Source organism: Streptomyces sp. NBC_01306 (assembly GCF_026340465.1).
In the GTDB taxonomy this organism is placed as follows: Bacteria; Actinomycetota; Actinomycetes; order Streptomycetales; family Streptomycetaceae; genus Streptomyces.
In genome coordinates this window covers 555,851-580,333 of the sequence record NZ_JAPEPC010000001.1, presented here as the reverse complement: position 1 = coordinate 580,333, position 24,483 = coordinate 555,851, and the positions used below count along the sequence as shown (strand labels likewise).

General features: G+C 71.6%; 20 protein-coding genes. 10 read left to right on the top strand and 10 right to left on the bottom strand.

Translation table 11 applies throughout. The features are described 5' to 3' along the window. Positions 1–14 precede the first annotated feature (14 nt). Positions 15–2,453, top strand: a complete 2,439-nt coding sequence (locus OG385_RS02470) for a SpoIIE family protein phosphatase (protein WP_266851389.1) — start codon at positions 15–17, stop codon at positions 2,451–2,453. 110 nt (positions 2,454–2,563) lie between these two features. Beyond that, positions 2,564–3,286: a class I SAM-dependent methyltransferase gene (locus tag OG385_RS02465; RefSeq protein WP_266851388.1), complete on the top strand. Its 723-nt coding sequence runs from the start codon at positions 2,564–2,566 to the stop codon at positions 3,284–3,286. A gap of 55 nt (positions 3,287–3,341) precedes the next feature. Here the strand turns inward: OG385_RS02465 and OG385_RS02460 are convergent, their stop codons facing one another. The 6 genes from OG385_RS02460 to OG385_RS02435 all read right to left on the bottom strand — a co-directional run bounded on the left by OG385_RS02460 (position 3,342) and on the right by OG385_RS02435 (position 11,319). Next, positions 3,342–4,334: an MASE1 domain-containing protein gene (locus tag OG385_RS02460; protein WP_266851387.1), complete on the bottom strand. Its 993-nt coding sequence runs from the start codon at positions 4,332–4,334 to the stop codon at positions 3,342–3,344. Between the two features lie 158 nt (positions 4,335–4,492). Then, positions 4,493–6,880: an Ig domain-containing protein gene (locus OG385_RS02455; RefSeq protein WP_266851385.1), complete on the bottom strand. Its 2,388-nt coding sequence runs from the start codon at positions 6,878–6,880 to the stop codon at positions 4,493–4,495. 83 nt (positions 6,881–6,963) lie between these two features. Further along, complete coding sequence (locus OG385_RS02450; RefSeq protein WP_266851383.1) at positions 6,964–8,220, bottom strand: Gfo/Idh/MocA family protein; 1,257 nt, start codon at positions 8,218–8,220, stop codon at positions 6,964–6,966. Further along, the gene (locus OG385_RS02445; RefSeq protein ID WP_266851382.1) at positions 8,217–9,095 is read right to left on the bottom strand and encodes a carbohydrate ABC transporter permease; all 879 of its coding nucleotides are present in this window, start codon (positions 9,093–9,095) and stop codon (positions 8,217–8,219) included. Before OG385_RS02445 ends, OG385_RS02450 begins: the two co-directional genes overlap by 4 nt. Beyond that, on the bottom strand, positions 9,092–10,018 hold the full coding sequence (locus OG385_RS02440; RefSeq protein WP_266851380.1) for a carbohydrate ABC transporter permease: 927 nt from the start codon (positions 10,016–10,018) through the stop codon (positions 9,092–9,094). Before OG385_RS02440 ends, OG385_RS02445 begins: the two co-directional genes overlap by 4 nt. Further along, positions 10,015–11,319 (bottom strand): extracellular solute-binding protein, encoded by a 1,305-nt coding sequence (locus OG385_RS02435; RefSeq protein ID WP_266851378.1) that lies wholly within the window; start codon positions 11,317–11,319, stop codon positions 10,015–10,017. The genes OG385_RS02440 and OG385_RS02435 overlap by 4 nt, the downstream gene beginning before the upstream one ends. A 153-nt stretch (positions 11,320–11,472) precedes the next feature. On the opposite strand from OG385_RS02435, the gene OG385_RS02430 reads away from it, so the two are divergent. Continuing rightward, positions 11,473–12,636, top strand: coding sequence for an ROK family protein (locus OG385_RS02430; protein ID WP_266851376.1), 1,164 nt, complete (start codon positions 11,473–11,475; stop codon positions 12,634–12,636). A gap of 48 nt (positions 12,637–12,684) precedes the next feature. On the opposite strand, the gene OG385_RS02425 is transcribed toward OG385_RS02430, so the two are convergent. Continuing rightward, positions 12,685–13,509, bottom strand: a complete 825-nt coding sequence (locus OG385_RS02425; protein WP_266851374.1) for a phytanoyl-CoA dioxygenase family protein — start codon at positions 13,507–13,509, stop codon at positions 12,685–12,687. A gap of 100 nt (positions 13,510–13,609) precedes the next feature. Here OG385_RS02425 and OG385_RS02420 point away from each other — a divergent pair, with 100 nt between their 5' ends. The 6 genes from OG385_RS02420 to OG385_RS02395 all read left to right on the top strand — a co-directional run bounded on the left by OG385_RS02420 (position 13,610) and on the right by OG385_RS02395 (position 20,317). Next, complete coding sequence (locus tag OG385_RS02420; RefSeq protein ID WP_266851372.1) at positions 13,610–14,374, top strand: AraC family transcriptional regulator; 765 nt, start codon at positions 13,610–13,612, stop codon at positions 14,372–14,374. A gap of 106 nt (positions 14,375–14,480) precedes the next feature. Then, a complete protein-coding gene (locus OG385_RS02415; RefSeq protein WP_266851370.1) occupies positions 14,481–15,314 on the top strand; it encodes a M55 family metallopeptidase in 834 nt (277 codons plus the stop codon). Then, a complete protein-coding gene (locus tag OG385_RS02410) occupies positions 15,307–16,653 on the top strand; it encodes a M20/M25/M40 family metallo-hydrolase (RefSeq protein ID WP_266851368.1) in 1,347 nt (448 codons plus the stop codon). The genes OG385_RS02415 and OG385_RS02410 overlap by 8 nt, the downstream gene beginning before the upstream one ends. A gap of 13 nt (positions 16,654–16,666) precedes the next feature. Beyond that, on the top strand, positions 16,667–18,664 hold the full coding sequence (locus OG385_RS02405) for a prolyl oligopeptidase family serine peptidase (protein WP_266851366.1): 1,998 nt from the start codon (positions 16,667–16,669) through the stop codon (positions 18,662–18,664). A 53-nt stretch (positions 18,665–18,717) separates the two neighbouring features. Then, complete coding sequence (locus OG385_RS02400) at positions 18,718–19,698, top strand: LD-carboxypeptidase (protein WP_266860571.1); 981 nt, start codon at positions 18,718–18,720, stop codon at positions 19,696–19,698. A 64-nt stretch (positions 19,699–19,762) separates the two neighbouring features. Beyond that, entirely contained in the window at positions 19,763–20,317 is a 555-nt protein-coding gene (locus tag OG385_RS02395) for a GNAT family N-acetyltransferase (RefSeq protein WP_266851364.1), read from the top strand. An 82-nt stretch (positions 20,318–20,399) separates the two neighbouring features. Here the strand turns inward: OG385_RS02395 and OG385_RS02390 are convergent, their stop codons facing one another. Beyond that, on the bottom strand, positions 20,400–20,735 hold the full coding sequence (locus OG385_RS02390; RefSeq protein ID WP_266851362.1) for a DUF6204 family protein: 336 nt from the start codon (positions 20,733–20,735) through the stop codon (positions 20,400–20,402). A gap of 253 nt (positions 20,736–20,988) precedes the next feature. Between OG385_RS02390 and OG385_RS02385 the strand changes: the two genes are divergently transcribed. Beyond that, a complete protein-coding gene (locus OG385_RS02385) occupies positions 20,989–22,929 on the top strand; it encodes a DUF5107 domain-containing protein (RefSeq protein ID WP_266851360.1) in 1,941 nt (646 codons plus the stop codon). A gap of 36 nt (positions 22,930–22,965) precedes the next feature. Here the strand turns inward: OG385_RS02385 and OG385_RS02380 are convergent, their stop codons facing one another. After that, positions 22,966–23,364 carry a VOC family protein gene (locus tag OG385_RS02380; RefSeq protein WP_266851358.1) on the bottom strand — a complete coding sequence of 133 codons (399 nt, stop codon included), beginning with the start codon at positions 23,362–23,364 and terminating at the stop codon, positions 22,966–22,968. A 115-nt stretch (positions 23,365–23,479) separates the two neighbouring features. Next, the gene (locus OG385_RS02375; protein WP_266851356.1) at positions 23,480–24,289 is read right to left on the bottom strand and encodes a methyltransferase domain-containing protein; all 810 of its coding nucleotides are present in this window, start codon (positions 24,287–24,289) and stop codon (positions 23,480–23,482) included. Between the last annotated feature and the right edge of the window lie 194 nt (positions 24,290–24,483).

Below are 24,483 nucleotides of genomic sequence, written 5' to 3'. Positions count from 1 at the left end.
GGAGCCTTCCAGCCATGGATGTTGGTGTACCGCGGCCGAGGCCGGAGCGGCCGCGCGGCGCCGCGGCGGGCCGTGTGCCGCTCGCCGTGGTGGTCGTCGATACCGAAGGGCTGGTCTCGCACTGGTCGACGGGCGCCCGCAGGCTCTTCGGCGTGCCGCGCGAGGAGGCGGTCGGCTGCGCCGCAGGGGAACTCCTGCCGGTCTCCGGGGCGTTGCGCCAGGAGGGAGAGCCCGGCCCGGACGGGACGTACACCGACCTCGGTCCCGAACTCGACAGCTCGGTCAGCGGGATCATCGCCTACCCGTCAGCGGGCCGGGCCCGGCTCGACGAGCCGGTGCGCGGCCGTATCGATGTGCTCTGGTGGGCGTATCCGCTGGTCGGCCCCGGCCCGGAACGGCTGCTCGTCCTCGCGGCCGACGCCGCCCAGCTGACGGACGGCGACGAGGACGGCGCCTCCGGGACCATAGCCCCCGGATTCGCGCTCCACACCGACTTCCCCGGCTACCGGGAGCTGGCCGGACGGCTCCCCGAGATCCTGCCGAACATGAGCGTCCAGGAGGCCACCGGGATCGTTGCCCAGGTCCTCGAACTGGGCTATCCGGTACTGGAATTCAGCCGTCGCGACCAGGTCCCCGTCACCCCGGACTGGGGTGTGCCGCGGCACACCCCGCGCGGACTGCCCGGCGATGAGCCCCGGGGGACGGGCGACGGCCCCCGCGCGGCCCGCACAGCGCCCCGTCCCGAACTCGACCTGGAGTACGCCGCCGTCCGCGAACGGCTGGAGTTCCTCAACGAGGCCAGCGGGCGGATCGGCACCTCCCTCGACCTGGAACGCACCATCCGCGAGGTGACCAGTGCCGCCGTACCCCGCTTCACCGACTTCGCGGGCACCCATCTGCGCGCCGCGGTGCTCGCGGGCGAAGGCTTCCCCGACGGCCCGCCCGATGTCACCACCGTCTGGCACCGGGTGTGGGTCGAGCACAACGACGAACCGGGCCGCTGGGACGACACTGTGCCGGTGGGCGAGGCCATCGCGTTCCCCGAGCACACACCGTTCTTCCAGTGCATGGTCACCGGTGAGCCCGTCCTCGTCCGGCATGTGGACGAGGAGCTGAGCAACCGGATCTCCGGTGAGTTCGAGAAGCGCGACCTGCGGCCGCTGATCACCCACAGGTCGCTGCTGATCGTGCCGTTGAAGGCCCGCGACGTGGTGCTCGGCTTCATGGTGCTGATGCGGCGGCCGGGCCGTGAGCCCTTCGACGACATGGACCGCACCACGGGCGCCGAACTCGCCGCCCGTGCCGGCCTCGTACTCGACAACGCCCGTATGTACACCTACCAGGAGAATGTCGCCGAGACGCTCCAGGACAGCATGCTGCCCACGGTCGAACCGCGGATGGCCGGCTGCGACATCGCCACCCGCTACCTGCCGGGCGCCCGGCTCGGCAGGGTCGGCGGCGACTGGTTCGACTCGGTGAAGCTGCCCGGCTCCCGGACCGCGCTCGTCGTCGGTGACGTCATGGGGCACGGGCTCAACTCGGCTGCGATGATGGGCCAGTTGCGCACCGCCGTCCTGACCATGGCCACCATGGAGATGCCACCCGCCCAGCTGCTGCGCAACCTCGACGACCTGGCGCAGCGGCTCGGCGAGCAGTATCTGGCGACCTGTCTGTATGCCGTCTACGACCCGATCCGCTCCGAACTCCAGATCGCCAACGCCGGACATATCCCGCCGGTCCTGGTCCGCGCCGCCGACGGCCGGGCCGAACTGCTCGATCTGCCGACCGGCGCGCCCATCGGTGTCGGAGGTGTCGCCTTCGAGACCGCGACCGTACGGGTGAGCCCCGGCGACCGGCTGATCCTCTGCACCGACGGTCTGGTGGAGGTACGCGGCCAGGACATCGGGGCCGGTCTCGCCGCGCTCTGCGCGTCCGCCGCGCACCCCGCCGCGTCCATGGACGACGCCTGCGACACGATCATCCGCGCGCTGAACCCGAGCGGCGGCCGCAAGGACGACGTGGCCCTGCTGATGGCCAGGGTGAACGGGATCCCCGCCGACGACGTCGCCGAGTGGCGGCTCGCCCTCGATCCCCGCGAAGTGGCGCGGGCCCGGCGGCTGGTGCGCGGGCAACTGCTCGACTGGGGGCTGCCGGACGCGGTGGAGCCGGCCGAGCTGATGGTCAGCGAACTCGTCACCAATGCCGTCCGGCACGGCCGTACCCACGAGGTCGGGCTGCGGCTGGTCAGGACGGCCGCGCTGCTCTGCGAGGTCAGCGACGACGAACCGGCGCCCGCCGCGCTGCTCGGCCCGTCGGCCGACGACGAGTCGGGCCGCGGGCTGCTGGTGGTGAGCGGTCTCGCCCGCGAGTGGGGCACCAGCGCCACCGCGCACGGCAAGACCGTCTGGTTCGAACAGGCGCTGACCCGGGCGCCCCGAGCGCACACCAGGTGAGAGCGGTGCCGGCAGGCAACTGAGTCCGTCCGTGCTCTTGCACGCACCCACCAGGGAACGGTAGTCGTTCTCCAGCAGTGCACAAGGGCGCAATGGACTTGGGAGTACGTATGAACGTGTCGCCGCGGTACCGGGAGTCGTGGGAAGGGTTCTGGTCGGCCACATCGGACACCCAGGGCGAGGCGATCTGGGACTCGGACCCGTCGCTCACCTCCGTACCGCACAGCGAGCTGCTGCTGCCGTACGCCGACCCCGCACTGCCGATCGTGGACCTCGGCTGCGGAAACGGCACCCAGACCCGCTACCTGTCCACCGTCTTCGCCCGCGCGCTGGGCGTGGACCTCTCGCACGCCGCGATCGGGCACGCGCGCTGCGCGGACAGCGCGGGTGCGGCCGAGTTCGAGCAGCTCGACCTGGCCGACACGGACGCGGTCCGGGCCCTGGGCCGGCGGATCGGGGACACCAACGTCTATATGCGTGCGGTCATCCACCAGAGCGAACCCGATGCGCGCCCGGCCGTCGCCGCGGCCGTCGCCGCCCTGCTGGGCGAGCGGGGGCGGGCCTTCGTCGTGGAGCTGACACCCGATTCGAAGGAGGTGCTCCGGAAGGCGACAGAAGGTCCCGGCGGGCCGCCGGTGAAGCTGCGCAGGGTCATCGAACACGGCCTCAAGCCGGCCGACGCCTCCGAGGAGGAGGTGCCCGAGCTGCTCATCGGCGCGGGGATGACGGTACTGGCGAGCGGTGACACGGCACTGGCCCAGACCGAACACATGGCGGACGGCACCCGGATCGAGCTGCCGGCGCGCTGGTTCGTACTCGCCGCGGCTTCCTGAGCCGTCGCGGCGCGTGGGGGCGGTTGGCCCCGGGCGGGGCGGCCGGGCGGGTGGGTCAGCCCGGCTCGTCATCGGCGGAAGGCAGGATGTCCACCTGCCCGGGGGCGAGCTGCTCGACCAGGTCGGCCAGTTCGAGGCAGGCCAGCTCGATCTTGCTGCGGATGTTCTGCTGCTCGGTGACGATGGCGGCCAGCAGCAGGGCGGTCAGCGCCACCGAGCCGTTGAACACCGCGACATTGGCTGTCGCCTCGAACAGGGTCCGGTGGCGGAAGGGGCCGTTGTACTCGGTCGCCGCGAGCACGGCGAAGACCGAGACCAGGCACGCGCAGGGTGCGCTGCCCGGCAACTGGAAGCGGAGCGCCGCCCAGATGAGCAGGGGGAAGACGAGGAAGAGGAGGGGGAGCGAGTTCCGCGTGGCCAGCAGGGTGACCACGACCGCGGCGACGGCCAGCGCGGTCGCCTCCAGCCATCTGTCGCCGGCCCGGGGGAGTCTGGCCCTGCGCAGCACCAGCAGCACCGGGGTGGCCACGAGTACCCCCATCACGTCACCGGTCCACCACGCCGACCACACCGGCCAGAAGTCCCGCAGGGGGAGCTTGCCGGTCACCGCCAGCGTGGCGCAGCCGGTCGAGGCACTGACCAGCATCGCCACCATGGCGCCCAGGAAGACCAGGGCCGCGCCGTCCCGGAGCCGGTCGAGCTCCGGGCGGAAGCCCACCCTGCGCAGCAGCAGGAACGCGCAGACGGGAGCCAGGGTGTTGCCCGCCGCGATGGTGACACCGGGCTGGGTGAGGGTCCCGCTGATCGTGGAGATGGAGAGCAGCGCGCCGGCGGCGATGCCGGGCCAGACGCGCAGCCCCAGATAGAGCAGGGCGCTGAGCGCGACACCGGTGGGCAGCCAGAGCGGTGTGATCACAGCTCCGTCGACGACCACCTCCCTGAGGAGGCCGAGACGCGCTGCTCCGTAGTAGGCGGCTGCCACCAGCACCATCTGCAGGACGACCATCGTCGGGCGCCGGGTGTCTGGCGCGAACAGAGCAGTCGCCATCAGTGCGCCCCGGGGGAGAAGAGTCGATTTGATCCGGTATTCCCCGTGGAGGGCCGGGGGCGTGCCGAATCCTGGAAAGTTAGCTGATCCAGAGCAACCGGCCCTTCAGCGGAGCAGACCCCCGGTCCGCCGGGGCGGACGAGTGACGTCGGGCCTTCTCAGCGGGCGACCCGTATCCGGTAGTGCGCCGTGGCATCCGGCGCACCACCCGTCTGGTGGGACGTGACGGTGAACGAAGCCGTGCCCGCCCTGCGCGGTGTGCCGGTGATGCCACCGGTGTCCCGGTTGAGCGTCAGACCCTGGGGCAGCGCGCCGGCCGTCACCTCGAAGCGCACCGTCGCCGGGGTGTTCGTCTCCACCCTCGCCGCGTAGAGGTCGCCCCGCGCCGCCGGGGGCAGTGCGGTCGTCGTCAGTCGCGGGGTCGGTACCACTACCCGCTCCGGGGCCCCGACCAGTGTGCCGTCCGCGTCGAGCCGCTGCAGTGACCACTCGCGACCCTCCTCGACAACGCTCAGGTGCCAGTTGGTCGTGGTGTCCCGCAGCAGTGCGCGCTGCGCTTCGGTGAAGGCGCCGAGGTTGCGGGCGGTTTCCCACTGCTTGATCGCGTCCAGTACGCGGAGGGTGTTGTCCCCGCCGGCTTCGAGCCCGGCCACCGAGGTCTCGAAGCCGGCGCCGGCGTTGAGGCCGGCGCCGCGCGCCAGTTTGCCCTCGATGCTCAGCAGGCTCTCGGAGCCGGACAGGCTGATCCAACCAAGCATCCCGGGCAGGAAGTTGGCGCGGTAGAACTCGTTGTTGACGAAGACCTGATCCATGGTGGTGACGCCGACCTCGCCCCAGCTGGCACGGGTCAGCGCGTCCCAGGTGTTGGACGTCATCCGGCTGGTCTCGGTGATGAAGCCGTCCCTGGTGCGGTTCTGCCGGTAGGTGCCGTTGATGAGCAGCGCCTGGCCGTAGTTGCCCCAGCCGGACTCGGAGGCCGATTCGACACCGTCGTAGGAGTTGGACGATATTCCCGTGGTGTTCCAGGCGGTGGCCAGGCGGGTGGAGATCTCCTGGAGGATGCCCCGGCCGCCGGTCGCACCGTCATAGCTGTTGACGATGACGCGGCTCGCGCGTTCACCGGACGGGTGCGCGACGGCGGCCGAACCCCACTGCGCACGCTTCACACCGGTCAGCTGCCATGCGCCGCCTGACTGCTGAGCGCTTCCGTAGGAAGCGAACTCATCACCGATGCGCAGCAGTTGGCCGTGCAGGCCGCCCTCCAGCGGAGCACCGGAGTCCAAGTACAGCGTGGTGTCGGTGGCTGAGGCGGGGCGCGCGAGGGCGGCGCGTCCGCCGAGGGCCAGCCGCGGGTCGGCCGGGGACGGCACAACATAGCGGTCGTCGGTGCTGATGAAGTCCGAGATGGTGTGGACGCCCAGACGCATACCGTGCGCCCGCGCCAGCTCGACCGCCGCCTTGGCGCCCGCGTCGTCGCCGCCGAGGCTCGCGTCGAACTGGTAGTGCCCGGTGGTCTGCCAGGGGCCCACCGCGTTCGGCAGCGAGTAGAGGTACCCGATCCCGGCGGCCTCGGCGAGGCGGGCCGCGGTGGGGATGTTGCCGGTGGTGAGGTCGCCCAGGACGAGGAATGACTGGCTGGACGCCTGAGCGGCCTTCTGCCACTGGCCGTTCTGCGTCGGGTACGGCAGGTGCTCGCCGGTGGCGATCTCGGACAGCACGGTCGGAACGAGGTCCGGTGCCGAGCCGAACAGCGCGATCGTCGATCCCGCGATCCGCCCCTCGCCGCCGGGCAGCGGGCCCACCGGGATGTGGTGGCCCGCGCGGGTGAGCCGCGACCGCTCCTTGGTGTAGTCGTACGTGAAGGCACGCAGCACCGAGCCCCATGTGGTCCGGCCGGCGGCGCTCCACTCCTCGTGCGCGGCAACCTGGAGCCCGGACGGGTTGTCCGCCACCTCTGTCTCCCAGCCGAAGTCCTGGTACTCCTGCGGCCAGGCACCCTCCGTCCGGTCGGTCAGTGGACGCAGGCCGATCGCGAAGTCGTCGTCGCGGACCACGCCGACCGTTTCGCCGACGGTCTGCGTGATGGCGGTCGCCAGCGGCCCCCACAGCAGCGTCTGCACGTCGGCCCCGGCCGGGGCGGCGACGCGGGTGGCCACCAGGGTGGTGAAGGTGCCGCGGTCGACCACTCGTACGTCGACCGCGCATCCCGCGGCGCGGTTCGTGAAGGTCAGCAGGTCGGGGTGGGCGGGGCTGCGCCGCACCGCGGTGGGCGCCACCTGCCGCCCGTCGATGACAAGGCTGACCAGCGGGGCGGCTCTGCCGGGTGCGAGGTGGTCGGTGCCGGTGCGGGCGTCCTTGAGGAAGGACACGGTGCCCGTGGCGTCCAGGCCGACGGTGAGGTGGCCCGCCCTCACCCGGATCCCGGCCGCGGGGTGTCGGTCGCCGGGGACCGGTGCGGCCGCCGACGCGCTCCAGGGGCCGAGCGCGGCAGCGGCAGCGCCCGCTCCGGCGGCGAGGAGGAGGTTCCTTCTGCTGGGTGGCGTCATTCGATCGTTCCTCTCGGTTCGTGAGCGGGCGATTACGGACCCCGGACCGCTCGGCAGGACACTGCTGTGCTGGTGGCGGGTGATCAGAGCGTGACGACGGTTCCGGTGCGGCGGGCGCGTTCGGCGGCGAAGACGAGCCGGTGGCTCGCCACGCCGGTACGCGCGCCCGAGACGACCAGCTCGGGGCATCCGTCGCTGAGCGCGTCGACGAATGCGTACAGCAGCGCCCGGTCGCCGCCGGCGTGCCCCTCGGTGTTGTTGGAGCCGTCGACCGAGGTGTCGATGACGGTCCGGCGCTCGGTCAGCAGGTCGTAGACCTCCAGGTACCGCCCGTCGCCGGTCAGTTGGCCGCGCGTGCCGAAGATCCTGGTGCGGCGGTTCTCCTGCGGGGTGAAGGCGGTAAGAGTGAAGCTCGCGGTGAGGCCCCCCTCGTATTCGACGGTGACGGTCTGGTGGTCGTTGACGTCGTTGTCGCAGGCGTAGGCGCAGCGCCCGTAGGGCCCCGTACGCAGCGCCTCGGTCAGCGTGTCCTCGGTGAGGTCGCGCGCGACCACACTCGCGAAGTAGTGCTTGGGGCCGTGACCGTCGCGCAGGCCCTGCCGGTAGATGCGGGCGGCGGAGAACGGGCATCCGGCCTCTACCTCGGCCGGGCAGTCCAGGCAGCGGTCGGCGGCGCCGGGCGGCCGGTTCTCGGGGCGGAAGTGGGTGAGGGAGCCGAAGGAGGAGACGCGGCGCGGGGCCCGGCCGATGACGTCGCCGAGCCAGTCGATGTCGTGACAGGACTTGGTGAGCAGCAGCGGCCCGGTCTCGTCCTCGCGCCGCCAGTTGCCGCGTACGAAGGAGTGCGCGAAGTGGTAGGAGCCGATCGGTTCCAGGTGCTGGACGGAGACGATGTCGCCTACCGCCCCGGAGGCGAGTTCGCGCTTGAGGGCACGGGTGTAGCGGGTGTAGCGCATGACGTGGCACAGGCCGAGGAGGACACCGGCGTTCTCGGCGGCCTCGGCGATGCGGACGCAGTCCTCGTCACTGACGGCCATGGGCTTCTCCAGCAGCACGTGGTAGCCGCGGGCGATGAAGGCGAGCGCGGCGTCCAGGTGCTGGTCGTCGAGAAGGGCGATGACGACGGCATCGGCCAGGCGGGGCCGGGCGGCCAGCTCGCGCCAGTCGGCGAAGACCTGGCCGTCCGCCAGTTCGTGGTGGGCGGCGAAGGATTCGCGGCGCGCGTCGTCGGGTTCGGCGACCGCGGTGACCACGGCCCGTCCGGGGCGTTCGGCCGTCAGCTCGGCGTAGGCGGCGCCGCGGGCGCCGGCCCCGGCGAAGGCGATTCGCATGGCGGTCATCCCTTGCTGGCCCCTCCGGTGAGGCCCTTGACGAAGTGTTTCTGGAAGGCGAGGTAGAAGACGAGGATCGGTATCGAGGCGAGGAACATGAACGCGAACACGGCGCCGTAGTCGGACTGGTGCTCGCCGATGGCGCGGTAGACGCCGACGGTGACGGTGGTACCGGAGGCGGGTCCGAGGATGATCAGCGGATTGAGGAAGTCGTTCCAGATCCAGGTCCCGAGGAAGATCAGGACGCTGGCGGAGGCCGGCCGCAGCAGCGGGAAGATCACCTGCCAGAAGGTCCGGAAGCGCCCGGCACCGTCGAGGGCGGCGGCCTCCTCCAGCTCGACCGGGATGGTCTTGACGAACCCGGTGAACACGAACACGCCGAACGGCACGTAGTAGCCGACATTGGACAGCACCACGCCGGCCACGGAGGTCATCAGCCCGAGCGTGCGCAGGACCTCGGTGATCGGCGTCATGATGACCGCGGGGGGCACCATCAGCCCGCACAGCAGCACCGCGAGGGCGATCTTCGGCAGCGGGCCGGCGGCCCGCGCCAGATAGTGGCCGAGCATCGCCGAGAGCACGGTGAGCACGGTGATCGAAATGGCGGTGATCTCGATGCTGTTGATGAGCCCGAACCAGAACAAGTGGTCGGTGCGGGTCAGTACGGCGGTGAGGTTGTCGAGCGTCGGGGGGAACGGCAGTGCGGCCGGGCTCCTGACGATCTCGTCCCCCGGTTTGAAGACGTTCGCCAGCACCAGGTACAGCGGAAGGAAGAAGCAGGCCGTCACCAGGACCGCGGCGACGGGGCGCAGCCAGGTGCGGGCCCGGCCGTTGCGGGCGGCGACGCCCGGCCGGGCGCGTTCGCGGTCGAGTACGAGGGTCACAGGTTCACCTCTCGGCGCTGAAGGAAGCGCAGGGCGAGGACGGAGATCGCGGCGACCAGGGCGAGCATCACGGTGGACATGGCCGCGGCGTAGCCGATCCGGTTCCCGGTGAAGGCGGTGGTGACGACGGAGAACGCGATGGTGGCCGTGGTCCCGTCGCCCGGTCCGCCGTTGGTGATCACCTGGATGTGGTCGTACGCCTTGAACGCGGTGATCAGCATCATGACGGTGTTGATGGTGACGGCGGGGGCCAGCATCGGCCAGGTGACGTGCCGGAAGCGCCCGCCGGCGCCCGCCCCGTCCAGCGCGGCGGCCTCATGCAGCTCCGGCGGCACGCCCTGGAGTCCGGCGAGGTAGACGACGACGCAGAAGCCGAGCATCTGCCAGGCGATGATGGAGGCGACGGAGTACAGCGCGATCGACGGGTCGGACAGCCAGCCCGGCGGGTGGTCCACACCGGCCGACCGCAGCAGCGAGTTGACCATCCCGTCATCGGTCAGCAGCGCCTGCCAGATCACGCTGACGACCACGGAGCTGAGCACCACGGGTGTGAAGAACACGGCGCGCAGTGCGTGGTAGAGGCGCCCGCGCCGGTCCAGCAGAATCGCGACGCCCAGGCCGAGTACGTTGGGCACGACCACGACGATGGCGGTGACGATCACCGTGTTGCCGAGCGCCCGGTGGAACGCCGGATCGCCCAACAGCTCGCGGTAGTTGGCAAGACCGGTATACCGGGTCGACCGGTGCAGCGGGTTCTCGTCGGTGAGGCTGGACCGCACGCTCATGATGACGGGTACCAGGACGAGGCCGAGGTAGAGAAGGAGGCCGGGGGCGCCGAAGGTGAGGAAGTGGCCGATGCCGGCGAGTGGCGACCGGCGGCTCGGGCGACGGGCCGTCCTGGACGGCGGGCTTGTGATGGTCACTTGGTGTCCTTGGCCCACTCGGTGTCGAGGTTCTTGGCCAGCTCGTCCGCGGTGGTGCGACCGCTGATCAGGTCGGCGGTGCCGGCCCACAGCCGGTCGGACACGCCGGGTACAAGGCCGGTGTCGCCGGTCTCGACGGTGAAGGCATTGACCAGAGCATGCCGCTTGGCGGCGTCCTGGTAGAGCGCGTCGGTGGCCCGGTACACCGGGCCCATACCGGCCGGTGGGGTGTATCCCCTGATGGCGATGATCGACCCGTCGGCGCGCACCGAGGCGTCGAGGTTGGCCTTGTCCTCCATGAACGCCTTCGCCCACCTTTTCGCCAGCGGGACGTCCGGGGCCGTGGAGCTGACACTCATTCCGCCGCCGGTGTAGGCGGGGACCACGGTCTTGCCGTCGTCGCTCGGCCAGGGGAAGACGCCGACGCCGAAGCCGGGCTTCTTGGCGTCGGCGGAGGCCGCGAACCAGGAACCCATCGGATACATCGCGCCCTTGCCGTCGCGGAATGCCTGCTCGGTGGCGGCGTAGTCGCGGCTGAGACCGGACTTGTCGATATAGCCCTTGGCGGCCAGGTCCTGGACCTTCTTCAGCGCACCCACGAAGGCCGGATCGGTGAAGGAGCGCTTGCCGGACCGGCGTTCGGCCAGCCAGTTCGGCCTGGCCCGGTAGACGTCGGTGCCGACGGCGGCGATATCGGGGTAGCCGTCGGCGAAGGTGTCCTTACCGCCGCCCCCGACAATGATCGGGTCAATGCTCTTGGACTTGAGCTTGGCGCAGTCGTCGAGGAACTGCTGGTACGTCGCCGGAGTCGCGGTGATCCCGGCCTTCGCGAACAGGTCCTTGTTGTAGTAGACGAGCGGGGTGGGCTGGGTGTTGTAGGGCAGTTGGTAGATCTTGCCGCCGATGGGGTTGGCGTTCGGGGAGACGTAGTCGGCCAGGTCGGCCGCGGACCAGGCGGTGAGCTTGCCGGACTGGGCGAGGCCGTCCGGGTTGACGGAGATCATGAGGTCGGGGAGCTGGCCGGAGGCGGCGAGCTGCTTGACGTAGCCGTTGCGGTCGGCACTGGGTGCGACCAGCTTCTTGATCTTCACACCGGGGACCTTCGCCGAGGCGCGGGCGATGGCCGCGTCCCAGTACTTCGCGTCCAGGTTGGGGGTCTCGAAGGTGAGGAAGGTCAGCACCGGCCTGCCGCCGGAACCGGCCGATGAGGACCCGCTGCCACCTGCGGTGCAGCCGGTGGCAGCGAGGACGAGGACCGCGCCGGCGGCGGCCGCGGCGAGCCCGTAGCGGCGTCTGGACATGGGTCTCCCTGAAACGAAGGTTCGAGCCGGCAAGGCGTCAATTACTAAACTTGCTAACGTAATGCGGGTACCGGGCAGGTCTAGCAAGACATCCGATGTCCAGTCAAGAACTATGCAGAGCTCAAGAATCGGCACGAGGAGACTCCAACCCCCATGGCGCGCACCAGCGGTGACCCCTCGATCCTCCGGCAGCTCAACTCGGCCGCGGCCCTGCGTGCCCTGATGGAGGCCCCCGGCGCGCTCACCGTCGCCCAACTGGGCAGCGTCATCGGCGTCACCCGGCCACCCGCCGAGCGGATCGTCAACGAACTGATCGCGGGTTCCTGGGCCGAGGAGGAACCACCGACCGCCGCCCGACAGGTCGGACGTCCTGCCCGCCGTTACCGCTTCCGCGCGGACGCCGGGCACGTCATCGGCATCGACATCGGCGCACACAAGACCCTGGCCGCCGCCGCCGACCTGCGCGGCGACGTCCGAGCCGAGCGCCGGGCACCGCTCGATCCGGAGATGGGCGCCGCCGCGCGGCTGGCCGCCGCCCGGGACAACGCCCTCGCCTGCCTGCAGAGCGCCGGCCTCGCACCGGACGGCCTGCTGGCCGCCGGGATCGGCACCAGTGGCGTGATCGACGAGCGGGGGCAGGTCGCGCTCTGCAGCATCCTGCCCGAGTGGACCGGGCTCGACCTGACCGCCACCGCAGGGGAGTTCCTGCCCGGCGTCCCGGTACTGGTCGAGAACGACGTACGGCTCGGCGCCCTGGCCGAGCACTGGCGGGGTGCGGCCCAGGGTGCGGAGGACGTCATCCTGCTGCACGCCGGACGCCGGCTCAGTGCCGGCCTGCTGCTCGGCGGCCGGCCCCGGCGGGGCAGCCACGGCGCCGCGGGGGAGATCGGCCACCTCAGCTACCTCAACTGGATGCACTCCTTCGAGCGGTTCGCGGACTACCGCGAGGGTGAGCACGGTCCGGCGGCCGGTGCGGAGCCCGCGGCGCGGGTCTTCGCCGCACTGCGCGACGGTGACCGGCAGGCGGGCTACCTGGTCGACGCGTTCGCGCGCGAGCTGGCCGACGGGCTGGCCGCGATGGTCCTGGCCGTCGACCCCGAGATCGTCGTCATCGGCGGCGGACTGTCACGTGCGGGGGAACTGCTCGCCGGACCGGTGCGGCGGCATCTGGCCGCACACTGCCTCTTCCCGCCCGAAGTCGCGGTCTCCGGACTCGGCGACGAGGCGGTCGCCCTGGGAGCGGTCCGGCTGGCCGCTGACGGTGTGAAGGAACGGCTGCTGACCGGACCCTTGCGGCCCGCTCCCGCACTCGGGTAGACATACGGAGCCCTCAGATACGAAAGGCAGTATCGAAACTGTCTCCGGTCACAGACCGTCGCGGTCGTGCCAGTGCTCCTGCCAGCGCCAGTCGATGGGGTCGTCGGCGCGCTGGTACCGGATGTCGGTGGACAGGCGGGTCACCTCTTCCGGGTCGGCGTTGTCGAGGGCGGCGTGCACCAGGTAGGGGGAGTGGACCACCATGTCGCCGGCCTCGTAGTCGGTGGTCAGCCAGCGGGTGTCGTAGGCGTCGGCGAGGGCGGGGAGGTCGGCGGTGATCGACGCGGCGGGCCTGCGCAGCCGGCCGGCCCGTTCTTCGGCGCGCACCCGTGCGTGACTGCCTTCCAGGTAGACGAGGCCGCCGCGCGTGGCGGGGCAGTCGCCCAGCGGGATCCAGGAGCTGAGCACCCGGTCGGTGCCTTCCCGGAGATACACGAGGTCGTAGTGGGCCTGGGTGGCGAACCCGATGCCCGTGTCGCCCGCCCGCTGGTGCCGGATGATCTTCCGTCGGTGCAGGAAGGCCGCCGCGTCCAGGAACCACGCGTACCAGTCACGGAGTGCCGGCTGGGTGCAGAACTCCTGGTAGGCGTGGCCCGGCACCAGCTCCTTGAACAGCACCCGGCGCAGGGCCGCCGGGTCCGGGTCGGCCCGGCCGCGCTCCCGCAGGCCGGTCGGGGCGAGGGTGTCGAAGTAGTGGCGGCGGAACGCGGTCACGGCAGCCACGGGCAGGGCGCCCCTGAGATAGAGGTAGCCGTCGCGGCGCAGGCGGGCCCAGAGGGCGTCACGATCGTGCCGCTCTTCGTCGGGTACCGGTGCGAGGGCGCCCATCCTGGCGGGTGCGGTGTCGAGTACGTAGCCGTTGGACGTCAGCATGGCTACGAGCCTGAACGTGCCGGGCCCGCGGTGCCATGCACGAAAGCGGGTCGTGAAGGGGACTCTTCGGTACGCGGTCCGTGCCGTCTACAGTGACCGCATGCCGGGCTGGTCGCGCTATCTCACTCCCGCTGCCGCGCACTGGGGACTCGGTCTGGTGTGCCTGGGAGCGGGCGGGCAGAGCGGCCACATCGGCACGGTGCGCGAGCGGGTGCTGTCGTCGCACGCCGTGGTCCTCGTGACCGCCGGCCGCGGCCGCTGCAACGGCCGTGCGGTCGGCCCGCCCGCCCTGTTCCACCTGCCGGCGGGCGTGCCGCACACCTACGGTCCTGACAGGCACGGCTGGAGTGAGCAGTGGGCGCTGTACGACGGCCCGGCCGCCGGCGCGTACGCCGAACTCGGTTACCTCCCGGCCGAGGTGACCCCACTGGCCGACGCCGCATCGGCCGCCCTGCTGTTCACCCGGCTGCGCCGTGCCCTCGACCGCCCCGACCCCGAGACGGCGTCCGCCGCCGCCCTCCACGAACTCATCACCGCGCTGGGCCGCCCTCGGGTCACGCACCCCGTCCTGGTCGCACTGGCCCGCAACAGCGCGCTCCCGCTGGCCGTCACGGCACGCGAACTGTCCCTGAGCGCGGAGAGGTTGAGGAGCGTCGTCCGGCAGCAGACCGGACATGGTCCGAAGGAGTACGTCCAGCGGCTGCGTATCAACCGGGCCAAGGAACTGCTCGCGGAGACGGATCTGACCGTGGTGGCGATCTCCCGCCGCACCGGGTTCAACGACCCCGGCTACTTCACCCGCCAGTTCACCCGCCGGACCGGCGTCACCCCGTCCGCCTTCCGTACCCAGCAGCAGCGGGGATGACCGGCCGGCGCTGCGGCCATGCGGACGAACCGATGCCAGCGGTATGGACCTGTGGTGGTTGAACACCTGCTGGCCAGCATATTCGGCGGCAGGTAGCGTCATGCGCATGAAGATCCTCATCAGCGCCGACATGGAGGGCGCGACCGGTGTGACCTGGCCCGGTGATGTGCTGCCCGGCAGTGCGCAGTGGGAACGCTGCCGGTCGCTGTTCACGTCCGATGTGAACGCCGCCGCCCTCGGCTTCTTCGACGGGGGAGCCGACGAGGTGCTCATCAACGAAGCCCACTGGTCCATGCGGAATCTGCTCATCGAGCAGCTCGACGAGCGGGTCCAGATGCTCACGGGCCGCCATAAGTCGCTGTCCATGGTGGAGGGCGTCCAGCACGGCGACGTCGACGGGATCGCCTTCGTCGGCTACCACACCGGCGCCGGTATGGAGGGCGTACTCGCCCACACCTACCTGGCCAACTCGATCACCGGCGTCTGGCTCAACGGCGTACGGGCGAGTGAGGGTCTCCTCAACGCGCATGTCGTCGCGGAGTACGGAGTCCCCGTGGTGCTCGTCACCGGCGACGACCTGGCCTGCGCCGACGCGCTGGGCTACGCGCCCCGGGCCCGTACGGTGGCGGTGAAGGACCACGTGTCGCGGTACGCGGCGGTCTGCCGCACCCCGGCCCGTACGGCATCCGACATCCGGTCGGCCGCAGCGGGAGCCACCGCGCTCGCCGTGCGCCATGAACCCGTGACAGGTCGGTCCTTCACGGTGGAGCTGGAGTTCGACGCGGAGCATCTGGTGGGCGCCGCGACCGTCGTTCCGGGGGTCAGGCGGACAGCCGAACGGCGTGTCGCCTACACCAGCGCGACGATGTATGAGGGCATTCGGACCTTCAAGGCGGTTACGACGCTCGTCTCGTCCGCGGTGGAGGAACAGTATGGCTGACGTGAACCCGATGGCAGCGGTCCCGCTGGACGCCAGGGCACTCGACGAGGTGGTGGACTTCACCTCGGAACTGATCCGGATCGACACGACCAACCGGGGCGGCGGCGACTGCCGGGAGCGGCCCGCCGCGGAGTACGTCGCCGAGCGGCTGGCCGGTGCGGGGATCGAGCCGGTGCTCCTTGAGCGCACCCCGGGGCGTACCAATGTGGTGGCGAGGATCCCGGGTACCGACCCGTCGGCGGACGCGCTGCTGGTCCACGGGCACCTCGACGTGGTGCCCGCCGAGCCGGACGACTGGTCCGTGCACCCGTTCTCCGGTGAGATCCGCGACGGTGTGGTCTGGGGCCGCGGCGCCATCGACATGAAGAACATGGACGCGATGGTCCTCGCGGTGGTGCGGGCCTGGGCGCGCGAGGGCGTCCGCCCCCGGCGCGACATCGTCATCGCGTACACGGCCGACGAGGAGGCGAGCGCCGTCGACGGCTCCGGCTTCCTCGCCGACCACCACCCCGGGCTCTTCGAGGGCTGCACCGAGGGGATCAGCGAATCCGGTGCCTTCACCTTCCACGCGGGCCCGGACCTGCCCGTCTACCCCATCGCGGCCGGTGAGCGCGGCACTGCCTGGCTGAAGCTCACGGCGCACGGCAAGGCCGGCCACGGCTCCAAGGTCAACCGGGACAACGCGGTCAGCACGCTCGCCGCCGCCGTCGCCCGGATCGGCGAGCACCAGTGGCCGGTGCGGCTCACCCCGACCGTGCGGGCCGCGCTCACCGAGATCGCCGCGCTGCACGGCATCGAAACCGACACCGCCGACCCGGACTTCGACGTGGACGCGCTGCTCGCGAAGCTGGGCCCGGCGGCCGCGCTGGTCGAGCCGACCGTCCGCAACAGCGCCAACCCGACGATCCTGGAAGCTGGTTACAAGGTCAACGTGATCCCCGGGCATGCGACGGCGTACGTCGACGGGCGGATGCTGCCCGGCGGCGAGGACGAGTTCCGCACGACGCTCGACCGGCTCACCGGGCCGCACGTCGACTGGGAGTTCGACCACGGCGAGGTCGCGCTCGAAGCGCCGGTGGACTCACCGACGTACGCCAAACTGCGGGCGGCCGTCGAGAAGTTCGCACCGGAGGGGCATGTGGTGCCCTACTGCATGTCGGGGGGTACGGACGCCAAGCAGTTCTCCCGGCTGGGGATCACCGGGTACGGCTTCTCACCGCTGCGGCTGCCCGCCGGTTTCGACTACCAGGCCCTGTTCCACGGGGTCGACGAGCGGGTACCGGTGGACGCGCTGCACTTCGGTGTCCGGGTGCTCGATCACTATCTGCGTACTGCATAGGGGAGTTGTCTGCATGGCATCCACCGGGGCCTACGGAACGTGGCCTTCGCCGATCGACGCCGCCCTCGCCGCGTCGCAGGACGGCCGTCCCGAGTTCATCGGCACGGTCGGCGAGGAAGTGTGGTGGACCGCGCCGCGCCCCGCCGAGGGCGGCCGGCGCGCACTGGTGCGGCGGCGGGCGGACGGCCGTGAGGAGACGGCCCTGCCCGCTCCGTGGAACGTCCGCAGCCGGGTCATCGAGTACGGCGGACAGCCCTGGGCGGGGGCGGCGCGGCCCGTGGGCGGACCGCTCGTGGTCTTCGTCCACTTCGCCGACCAGCGGCTCTACGCGTACGAGCCGGACGCGCGGGGCGCCGGGGCGCAGCCGAAGCCGCTGACCCCGGTCTCCGCCGTGGGCGGCGGACTGCGCTGGGTGGACCCGGTGATCCACCTGGACCGCGGCGAAGTCTGGTGCGTCCTGGAGGAGTTCACCGGCGGCTCGCCCACCGATGTGCGCCGGGTCCTCGCGGCCGTACCGCTGGACGGCTCGGCCGCCGGGGACCGCGCTGCCGTACGCGAACTCTCCGACGGCGGGCACCGCTTCGTCACCGGCGCACGGCTCTCGCCGGACGGGCGGCGTGCAGCGTGGCTGGGCTGGGACCATCCGCGGATGCCGTGGGACGGGACCGATGTCATGGTCGCCGATGTCACGGGCGACGGCCTCTTCGAGGGGGCCCGGCACGTCGCCGGGGGACCCGGCGAGTCCGTCGCACAGGTCGGCTGGGCGGCCGACGGGCGGCTGCTGTTCGCGTCCGACCGCACCGGCTGGTGGAACCTCTACCGGGCGGACGTGGACCAGGACGGCGCGGCCGTCGCGCTCTGCCCCCGCGACGAGGAGTTCGGCGGGCCGCTCTGGAAGATCGGCCAGAAGTGGTTCGAGCCGCTGGACAGCGGGCTGATCGCCGTCGTCCACGGCGCGGGCACCACCGCGCTCGGTGTGCTCGACCCGGAATCCGGCGAACTCGTCGACGCGCCGGGCCACTGGAGCGAGTGGGCCGCGACCCTGGCCGCGGACGACAGCCGGGTGATCGGCCTGGCGGCGGGCCCGCGCTCCACGTTCGAGATCGTGGAGCTGGACACCAGCTCAGGACACACCCGCGTCATCGGTTCCCCGCACCGGGACGCGGTGGACCCCGCCTATTACCCCGATCCGCAGACCCGTACGTTCACCGGGCCCGGCGGCCGGGAGATCCACGCCCACATCCACCCGCCGCACAGCCCGGACCTGACCGCACCCGACGGCGAACTGCCGCCCTTCGTGGTCTGGGCGCACGGCGGACCCACCAGCCGTACACCGCTCGTACTCGACCTGGAGATCGCCTACTTCACCTCGCGGGGCATCGGGGTGGCCGAAGTCAACTACGGCGGTTCGACCGGCTACGGCCGGGAGTACCGCAACCGGCTGCGCGCGCAGTGGGGCGTCGTGGACGTGGAGGACTGCGCGGCCGTCGCCGGGGCACTCGCTGACGAGGGCACCGCCGACCGGGCCCGGCTCGCGATCCGCGGGGGCAGCGCGGGCGGCTGGACATCGGCCGCCTCGCTGGCGTCGTCCGGCGTCTACGCCTGCGGCACCATCATGTATCCCATCCTCGATCTGACCGACTGGGCGTCGGAGGACGGCACCCACGATTTCGAGTCCCAGTACCTGGAGACCCTCATCGGGCCGCTCGCCGAGGTCCCCGAGCGCTACCGCGACCGCTCGCCCGCCCAGCACGCGGACCGGGTGTCAGCGCCGTTCCTGCTGCTCCAGGGGCTGGACGACGTGATCTGCCCACCGGTGCAGTGCGAGCGGTTCCTGGAGCTGATGGCGGGCCGGGGCGTGCCGCACGCCTACCTCACGTTCGAGGGCGAGGGGCACGGTTTCCGCAGGGCCGACACCATGGTCCGCGCGCTGGAGGCCGAACTCTCCCTGTACGCACAGACCTTCGGCATCGACCGGCCCGACGTGCCCGCCCTGGAGCTGAACCAGTGAGCCTCACCCCGCCGTCCCCCACGCCGCCGTCACTCGCCCAGCCGTCCCCCGCCATGCCGTCCCCGACGGCGCCGGGCCGCGCACAGCCCGGCCGCACCGCACCCGCCCTCGTGCCGCTGACCCGGCCCGCCCGGCTGCGGCCGGGGGCCAGGGTCGCCGTGGTGTCGCCCAGCGGGCCCGTCCCCGAGGACCGGCTCACGGCGGGGCTCGACATCCTCCGCGGCTGGGACCTGGACCCGGTCGTGATGCCCCATGTGCTCGACAGGCACCCGCGGTTCAGATACCTCGCGGGCGCCGACGAGGCCCGCGCCCACGACCTCCAGACGGCCTGGTGCGACCCGGAGTTCTCCGCGGTCCTCTGCGCACGCGGCGGATACGGCGCGCAGCGCATGACCGATCTGCTGGACTGGGCGGCGATGCGCGCGGCCGGGCCCAAGGTGTTCGTCGGCTACAGCGATGCCACCGCGCTGCACGAGGCGTTCGCGGTACGGCTGGGGCTCTCCACGCTGCACGGCCCGATGACCGCGGCCCTCAGCTTCATCGAGAACGCGGAGACCCAGGAATCCCTGCGCGCCACACTCTTCGAGCCCGACACGGTCCGCACGCTCGGCCTCGGCACCGCCCGCACCCTGGCCCCCGGCCGGGCGGCCGGCATCACCTTCGGGGGCTGCGTCGCGCTGCTCGCCGCCGAGCTCGGCACACCGCACGCCCGCCCCACGGGGCGCGGCGGGCTGCTGCTGATCGAGGACGTCGGCGAGAAGGGCTACAGCATCGACCGGAACCTCACCCAGCTGCTCCGCTCGGGCCTGCTGGACGGCGTCGCGGGCATCGCTCTCGGTTCCTGGGAGGAGTGCGCCCCGGGCGACGAGGTACGGGCGGTGCTGGAGGACCGGCTCGGCGGTCTCGGTGTGCCGGTGGCCGCGGAGTTCGGCTTCGGGCACTGCTCCACGGCGCAGACGATGCCGCTCGGCGTGCCCGCGGTCCTGGACGCCGGCGCGGGCACCCTCACGCTGGACGTGCCGGCACTGGTCTGAACCGCCGGGGCGCGAATCCGGGCCGCCCCGGTACCGCGCGCCCCGGGCGGTTTAGCCTTGCCCGATGTCAGACACGACCGCATACCTCGCCGCAGGCCCCCGGGTGGGCGTACGTCTCTTCTCGTACGAGGACGCGGGGGAGTTCACCGCGCTGGTACGGGAGAGCAGGGAACTGCACCACCCCTGGCTCGCCCCGCCCGCCGACCCCGAGAGCTTCCTCGTCTACGCGCGGCGGCTGATCGAGGACCCGGCCAAGGCGGGCTTCCTGGTCTGCGAACACGAGGGCGCGGCGGCCGGACGCATCGCCGGGTTCATCAACATCAACAACATCGTCGAGGGCGCGTTCCGGAGCGGGGCGCTCGGATACGGCGCGTTCGCGCACGCGGCAGGGCGGGGTCTGATGGGGGAGGGGCTGCGCCTGGTGATGGCGTACGCCTTCGGCCCGCTCGGCCTGCACCGCCTGGAGGTCAACATCCAGCCCGCCAACGAGGCATCGCTGGCGCTGATCCGCCGCGCCGGGTTCCGGCTGGAGGGGTTCTCTCCGGACTTCCTCTTCATCGACGGTGCCTGGCGGGACCACGAACGCTGGGCGTTCACCGCCGAAATGACGGTCCGCTGACGGCGGCGCCGCCCTCAGACGGATCCCTCAGACGGATCCCCCGGCCCGTCTTCCGGCCCGGACCGGGGCTGGGCCGGGCCCGTCAGCGGCCCTTGCGGTTGATCTTCATGGTGTCCATGTCCGTCACGGTCGAGCGCAGCGGACCGAAGCCGTGCCCCAGCTCCTTCAGCGCGGTCTCGGCCCGGTCCTCGGCGATGGCGCCCGCCATCTCCTCGCCGTCCGCCGCGTCGGAGACGACGACATAGCGGAACGAGAAGTGCCGCAACGCCCTGTCGTAGGTGAGTGAGCCCTGCTCGGTGAAGTGCATCTGCGTCAGCCCGTGGTCGTCCACGTCCGCGAGCAGCCGGGTCCGCGAGGTGTCCGTCAGCCCGTCCCAGGTTCCCCGCACAATGACCCGGTAGGTGTGCTGCTCGGCCATCTCGTCCGCCCTCGTCTCGTTCGTACACCGTTCCCGGCGAAGGGTACGGGTCCGGCCGAGTCCGGCGCAGACCAATTTCTCCGGGGCGGCCTTCCGCGCGGATCGGGCAGCCTTTCGGATAAATCGGCCTGCGGGAACCCCTGGTCAGACCAGGCCCGCCGGTGTTCCATGGTCATCAGGGGAGGGGCCGGGCGGACGGCTGCCCCCACGAGCGAGTGAGGTTGCCTTGGCCACGACCGTGCGACGTGCCGTAATGACGCTGCCCGCTGCCCCGTTGGGGCCGGAGAACCCCCTTCCCGCGCTGCGGCCGCTCGACGAGATGCACACCGTGGACGCCGAGGGGCGGGCCGGGCTCCCGCACGACATGGCACGCCAGGTCGGGTACGAGCAGCTGACCAGCGTGCTGCCCGTGCGCGTCCTCGACGGGTACGCCAGGGAGCGCACGCCCACCGGCATCGACACGATCGTGATCGAGAACGACCGGCTCCGGGCCACTGTGCTGCCCGGTCTCGGCGGCCGGATCCACTCCCTCTTCCACAAGCCGTCGGGCCGGGAGCTGCTCTACCGCAACCCCGTCCTCCAGCCCGCCGATTTCGCGCTGAACGGCGCCTGGTTCTCCGGCGGCATCGAGTGGAACATCGGCGCGACCGGGCACACCACGCTCAGCTGCGCCCCGCTGCACGCGGCGCTGGTGACCGCACCCGACGGCGGTGAGATGGTGCGGCTCTGGGAGTGGGAGCGGCTGCGCGACCTGCCCTTCCAGGTGGACCTCTGGCTGCCGGAGGACTCCGACTTCCTCTACGTCGGCGTCCGGATCCGCAACCCGCACGAGCAGCCGGTGCCCACCTACTGGTGGTCCAACATCGCCGTGCCCGAGGGCCCGAAGACCCGTGTCCTGGCCCCCGCCGACGAAGCCTGGCACTTCGGCTACGAGCGCAGTCTGCGCCGTGTCCCGGTCCCCGGATGGAACGGCGCCGACCGTACGTACCCCCTCCGCAGCGAGTACCCGGCCGACTACTTCTACGAGGTCCCGCCCGAGGAGAGGAAGTGGATCGCCTCGCTGGACGAGGAAGGACGGGGGCTCGTCCAGACATCGACCGACCAGCTGCGCGGCCGCAAGCTCTTCCTCTGGGGTTCGGGCACCGGCGGCCGGCGCTGGCAGCAGTGGCTGACCGAGCCGGGCACCGGCGGCTACGCGGAGATCCAGGCGGGTCTCGCCCGTACCCAGCTGGAGCATGTACGCCTGGAAGCGGGCGCCGAGTTCAGCTGGCTGGAGGCGTACGGCCCGCTCGAAGCGGATGCGTCGGCCGTGCACGGCGACGACTGGGCCGCGGCCCGCGACGAGGCGGCGGGCCGGCTCGAAACCGCGCTGCCCAGGGCCGCGGTCGAGGCGGCCCACGACGCGTGGCGCGGCTGCGTGGACCGCGAGCCGCACGAGATGCTCGCCACCGGCTCCGGCTGGGGCGCGCTCGAAGTGCTGCGCGGCGGGTACAAGCTGCCGGGCACGCCGTTCTACGCGTCGGCGCTCGACGACGACCAGCAGCCCTGGCTGGAGCTGTACCGCTCCGGTGCGTTCCCGGCGCCGCGCAGGGTCACCCCGCCCGGTCCCTCGCTGGTCTCCAGGCACTGGCGGGACATGCTGGAGACGGCCCGCGCCGAACCGCTGACCGAGTACCACCTGGGTATCGCGCAGTGGCACGGCGGCGACCGGGCCCAGGCGGTGCGCAGCTGGGAGCGCGGCCTCGAACTGGCTCCGTCCCGCTGGCCGTTGCTGCGCTGCCTCGCGGTCGCCGACCGGTGCGACGGCCACGACGGGAGGGCGGCCGACCGCTGCGCCGAGGCCTTCGACGACCTCTGCGAGGAGCGCCGCGAAGGCCGGAACTGGACGGCGGTGACGGCCGCCCTGGGGCGCGAGGCGATCGACGTACTGCTCGCGGTGGGGCGCACCGCGGACGCGCGGCGTGTCTGGGACCGGCTGGGGCAGGAGACCCGCGCCCGTGGCCGGTTCCGGCTGATCGAGGCTCAACTGCTGCTTGCCGAAGGGGACACCGGGGCGGCGCGTGCGATATTCGAGGCGGGCTTCGAGGTGGCGGACCTCCGGGAGGGCGCGGAGATCCTCAACGAGGTCTGGTCGGCCCTCACGGACGATCCGCTGCCGGAGGCGTACGAGTACCGGATGCGGCCGGTGAGCTGACGGCTCCGGAGCCCCGGGGCCGGGCTGCCGTACGGATCAGGCGGTGGTCCCGGTCCCGGTCCCGGTCCCGGCCCCGGTACCGTTTCCGTTTCCGTTTCTGTCGACATACTCGAACACCGACCCGTCGGGGTGGACCGCGATCAGATTGCGGCCCACCGGGGTCGGTACCGGCCCCGCGATGACCTGTGCGCCGACCTCGGTGAGCGTGGTGTGGGCTTCGTCGACATCACGTACCGCGATGGTCGCCGTCACCTTGCGCAGAATCTCCAGCTCCGACTCAGGACCACTCATCAGAAGGAAGAAGCCGACGGCGGCGACGGACACCCCGCCGCGCTCGAAGCGCAGCGCCTTGGCGCCGGTGAGGCGTTCGTAGAAGAACACCGAAGCTTCGAGGTCGTCGACGCAGATACGCAGCGTGGTTCCCAGGATCTCCATGCGGAGAAGCCTAGTTGACGCCGGAACCGGGCCGGCGGGAGCGGGCCTTGCGCCGATGCGGCAGGCCCGCTCGCGGGGGAGCCCAGGGCCGGCCGGCCCGCTCCCGGACGGTGCCTCAGACCCGGCAGAGGACCTCGCCGTGCGGCACCAGGAACCACCCGTCGTCCTGCGCGCCCCACTCGCGCCAGGCGCCCGCGACCGCCGCCAGCTCTTCCTGCGTCGCGTGGCCGCCCTCGACCGCCTGCTGTGCGTAGACCGACTCGACCGTACGGTCGGCCCACAGCCCGCTCCACCACGCGCGCTCCTCCTCGGTGGCGAAGACCCAGTTGGTGGCCGTCGTCCTGATGTCCGTGAAGCCCGCCTGCCGCGCCCAGGAGAACAGCCGCCGTCCGGCGTCCGGTTCGGCGCCGTTGCCGCGGGTGACCCGGTGGTACAGGTCCAGCCAGTCGTCCATCGCCGGGGACTCCGGGTACCAGGTGAACGCCCCGTAGTCGCTCTCGCGCACCGCGACGATGCCGCCAGGTTTGGTGACCCGCCGCATCTCGCGCAGCGCCTGCACCGGGTCGCCCACGTGCTGGAGCACCTGATGGGCGTGGACCACGCAGAAGCTGTCGTCCGGGTAGTCCAGTCCGTGCACGTCCGCGACCGCGAACTCGGTGTTGGTCAGGCCGCGTTCGGCGGCCAGCGCACGTGCCTTGTCCAGGATCCCGGGAGCCCTGTCCACTCCGGTGACGCTGCCCTGCGGGACCAGGGCCGCCAGGTCGGCGGTGATGGTGCCGGGGCCGCAGCCGATGTCCAGGATCCGCATATGGGGCTTGAGCTCGCCCACCAGATACGCCGCTGAGTTGGCGGCGGTCCGCCAGGTGTGCGAGCGCAGTACCGACTCGTGGTGGCCGTGGGTGTAGACGGCAGTCTCTTCCGGCATGGCGGGATCTCCCTGTTCGACGTCGAACTCATCCGAAGTGGTGTCACCACCGTAGATCCTCCACCCGGATAGTGAGATACATATCTCGCATTCTGATACGCGATGGGGTGCGCCGATCACCCCGCGAGGGCCGGTCCTGGCGCGGTTTCTGCCGCCAAGCCGGGGAAACGTGTGCGCGTCGCGGCGCACCGGGT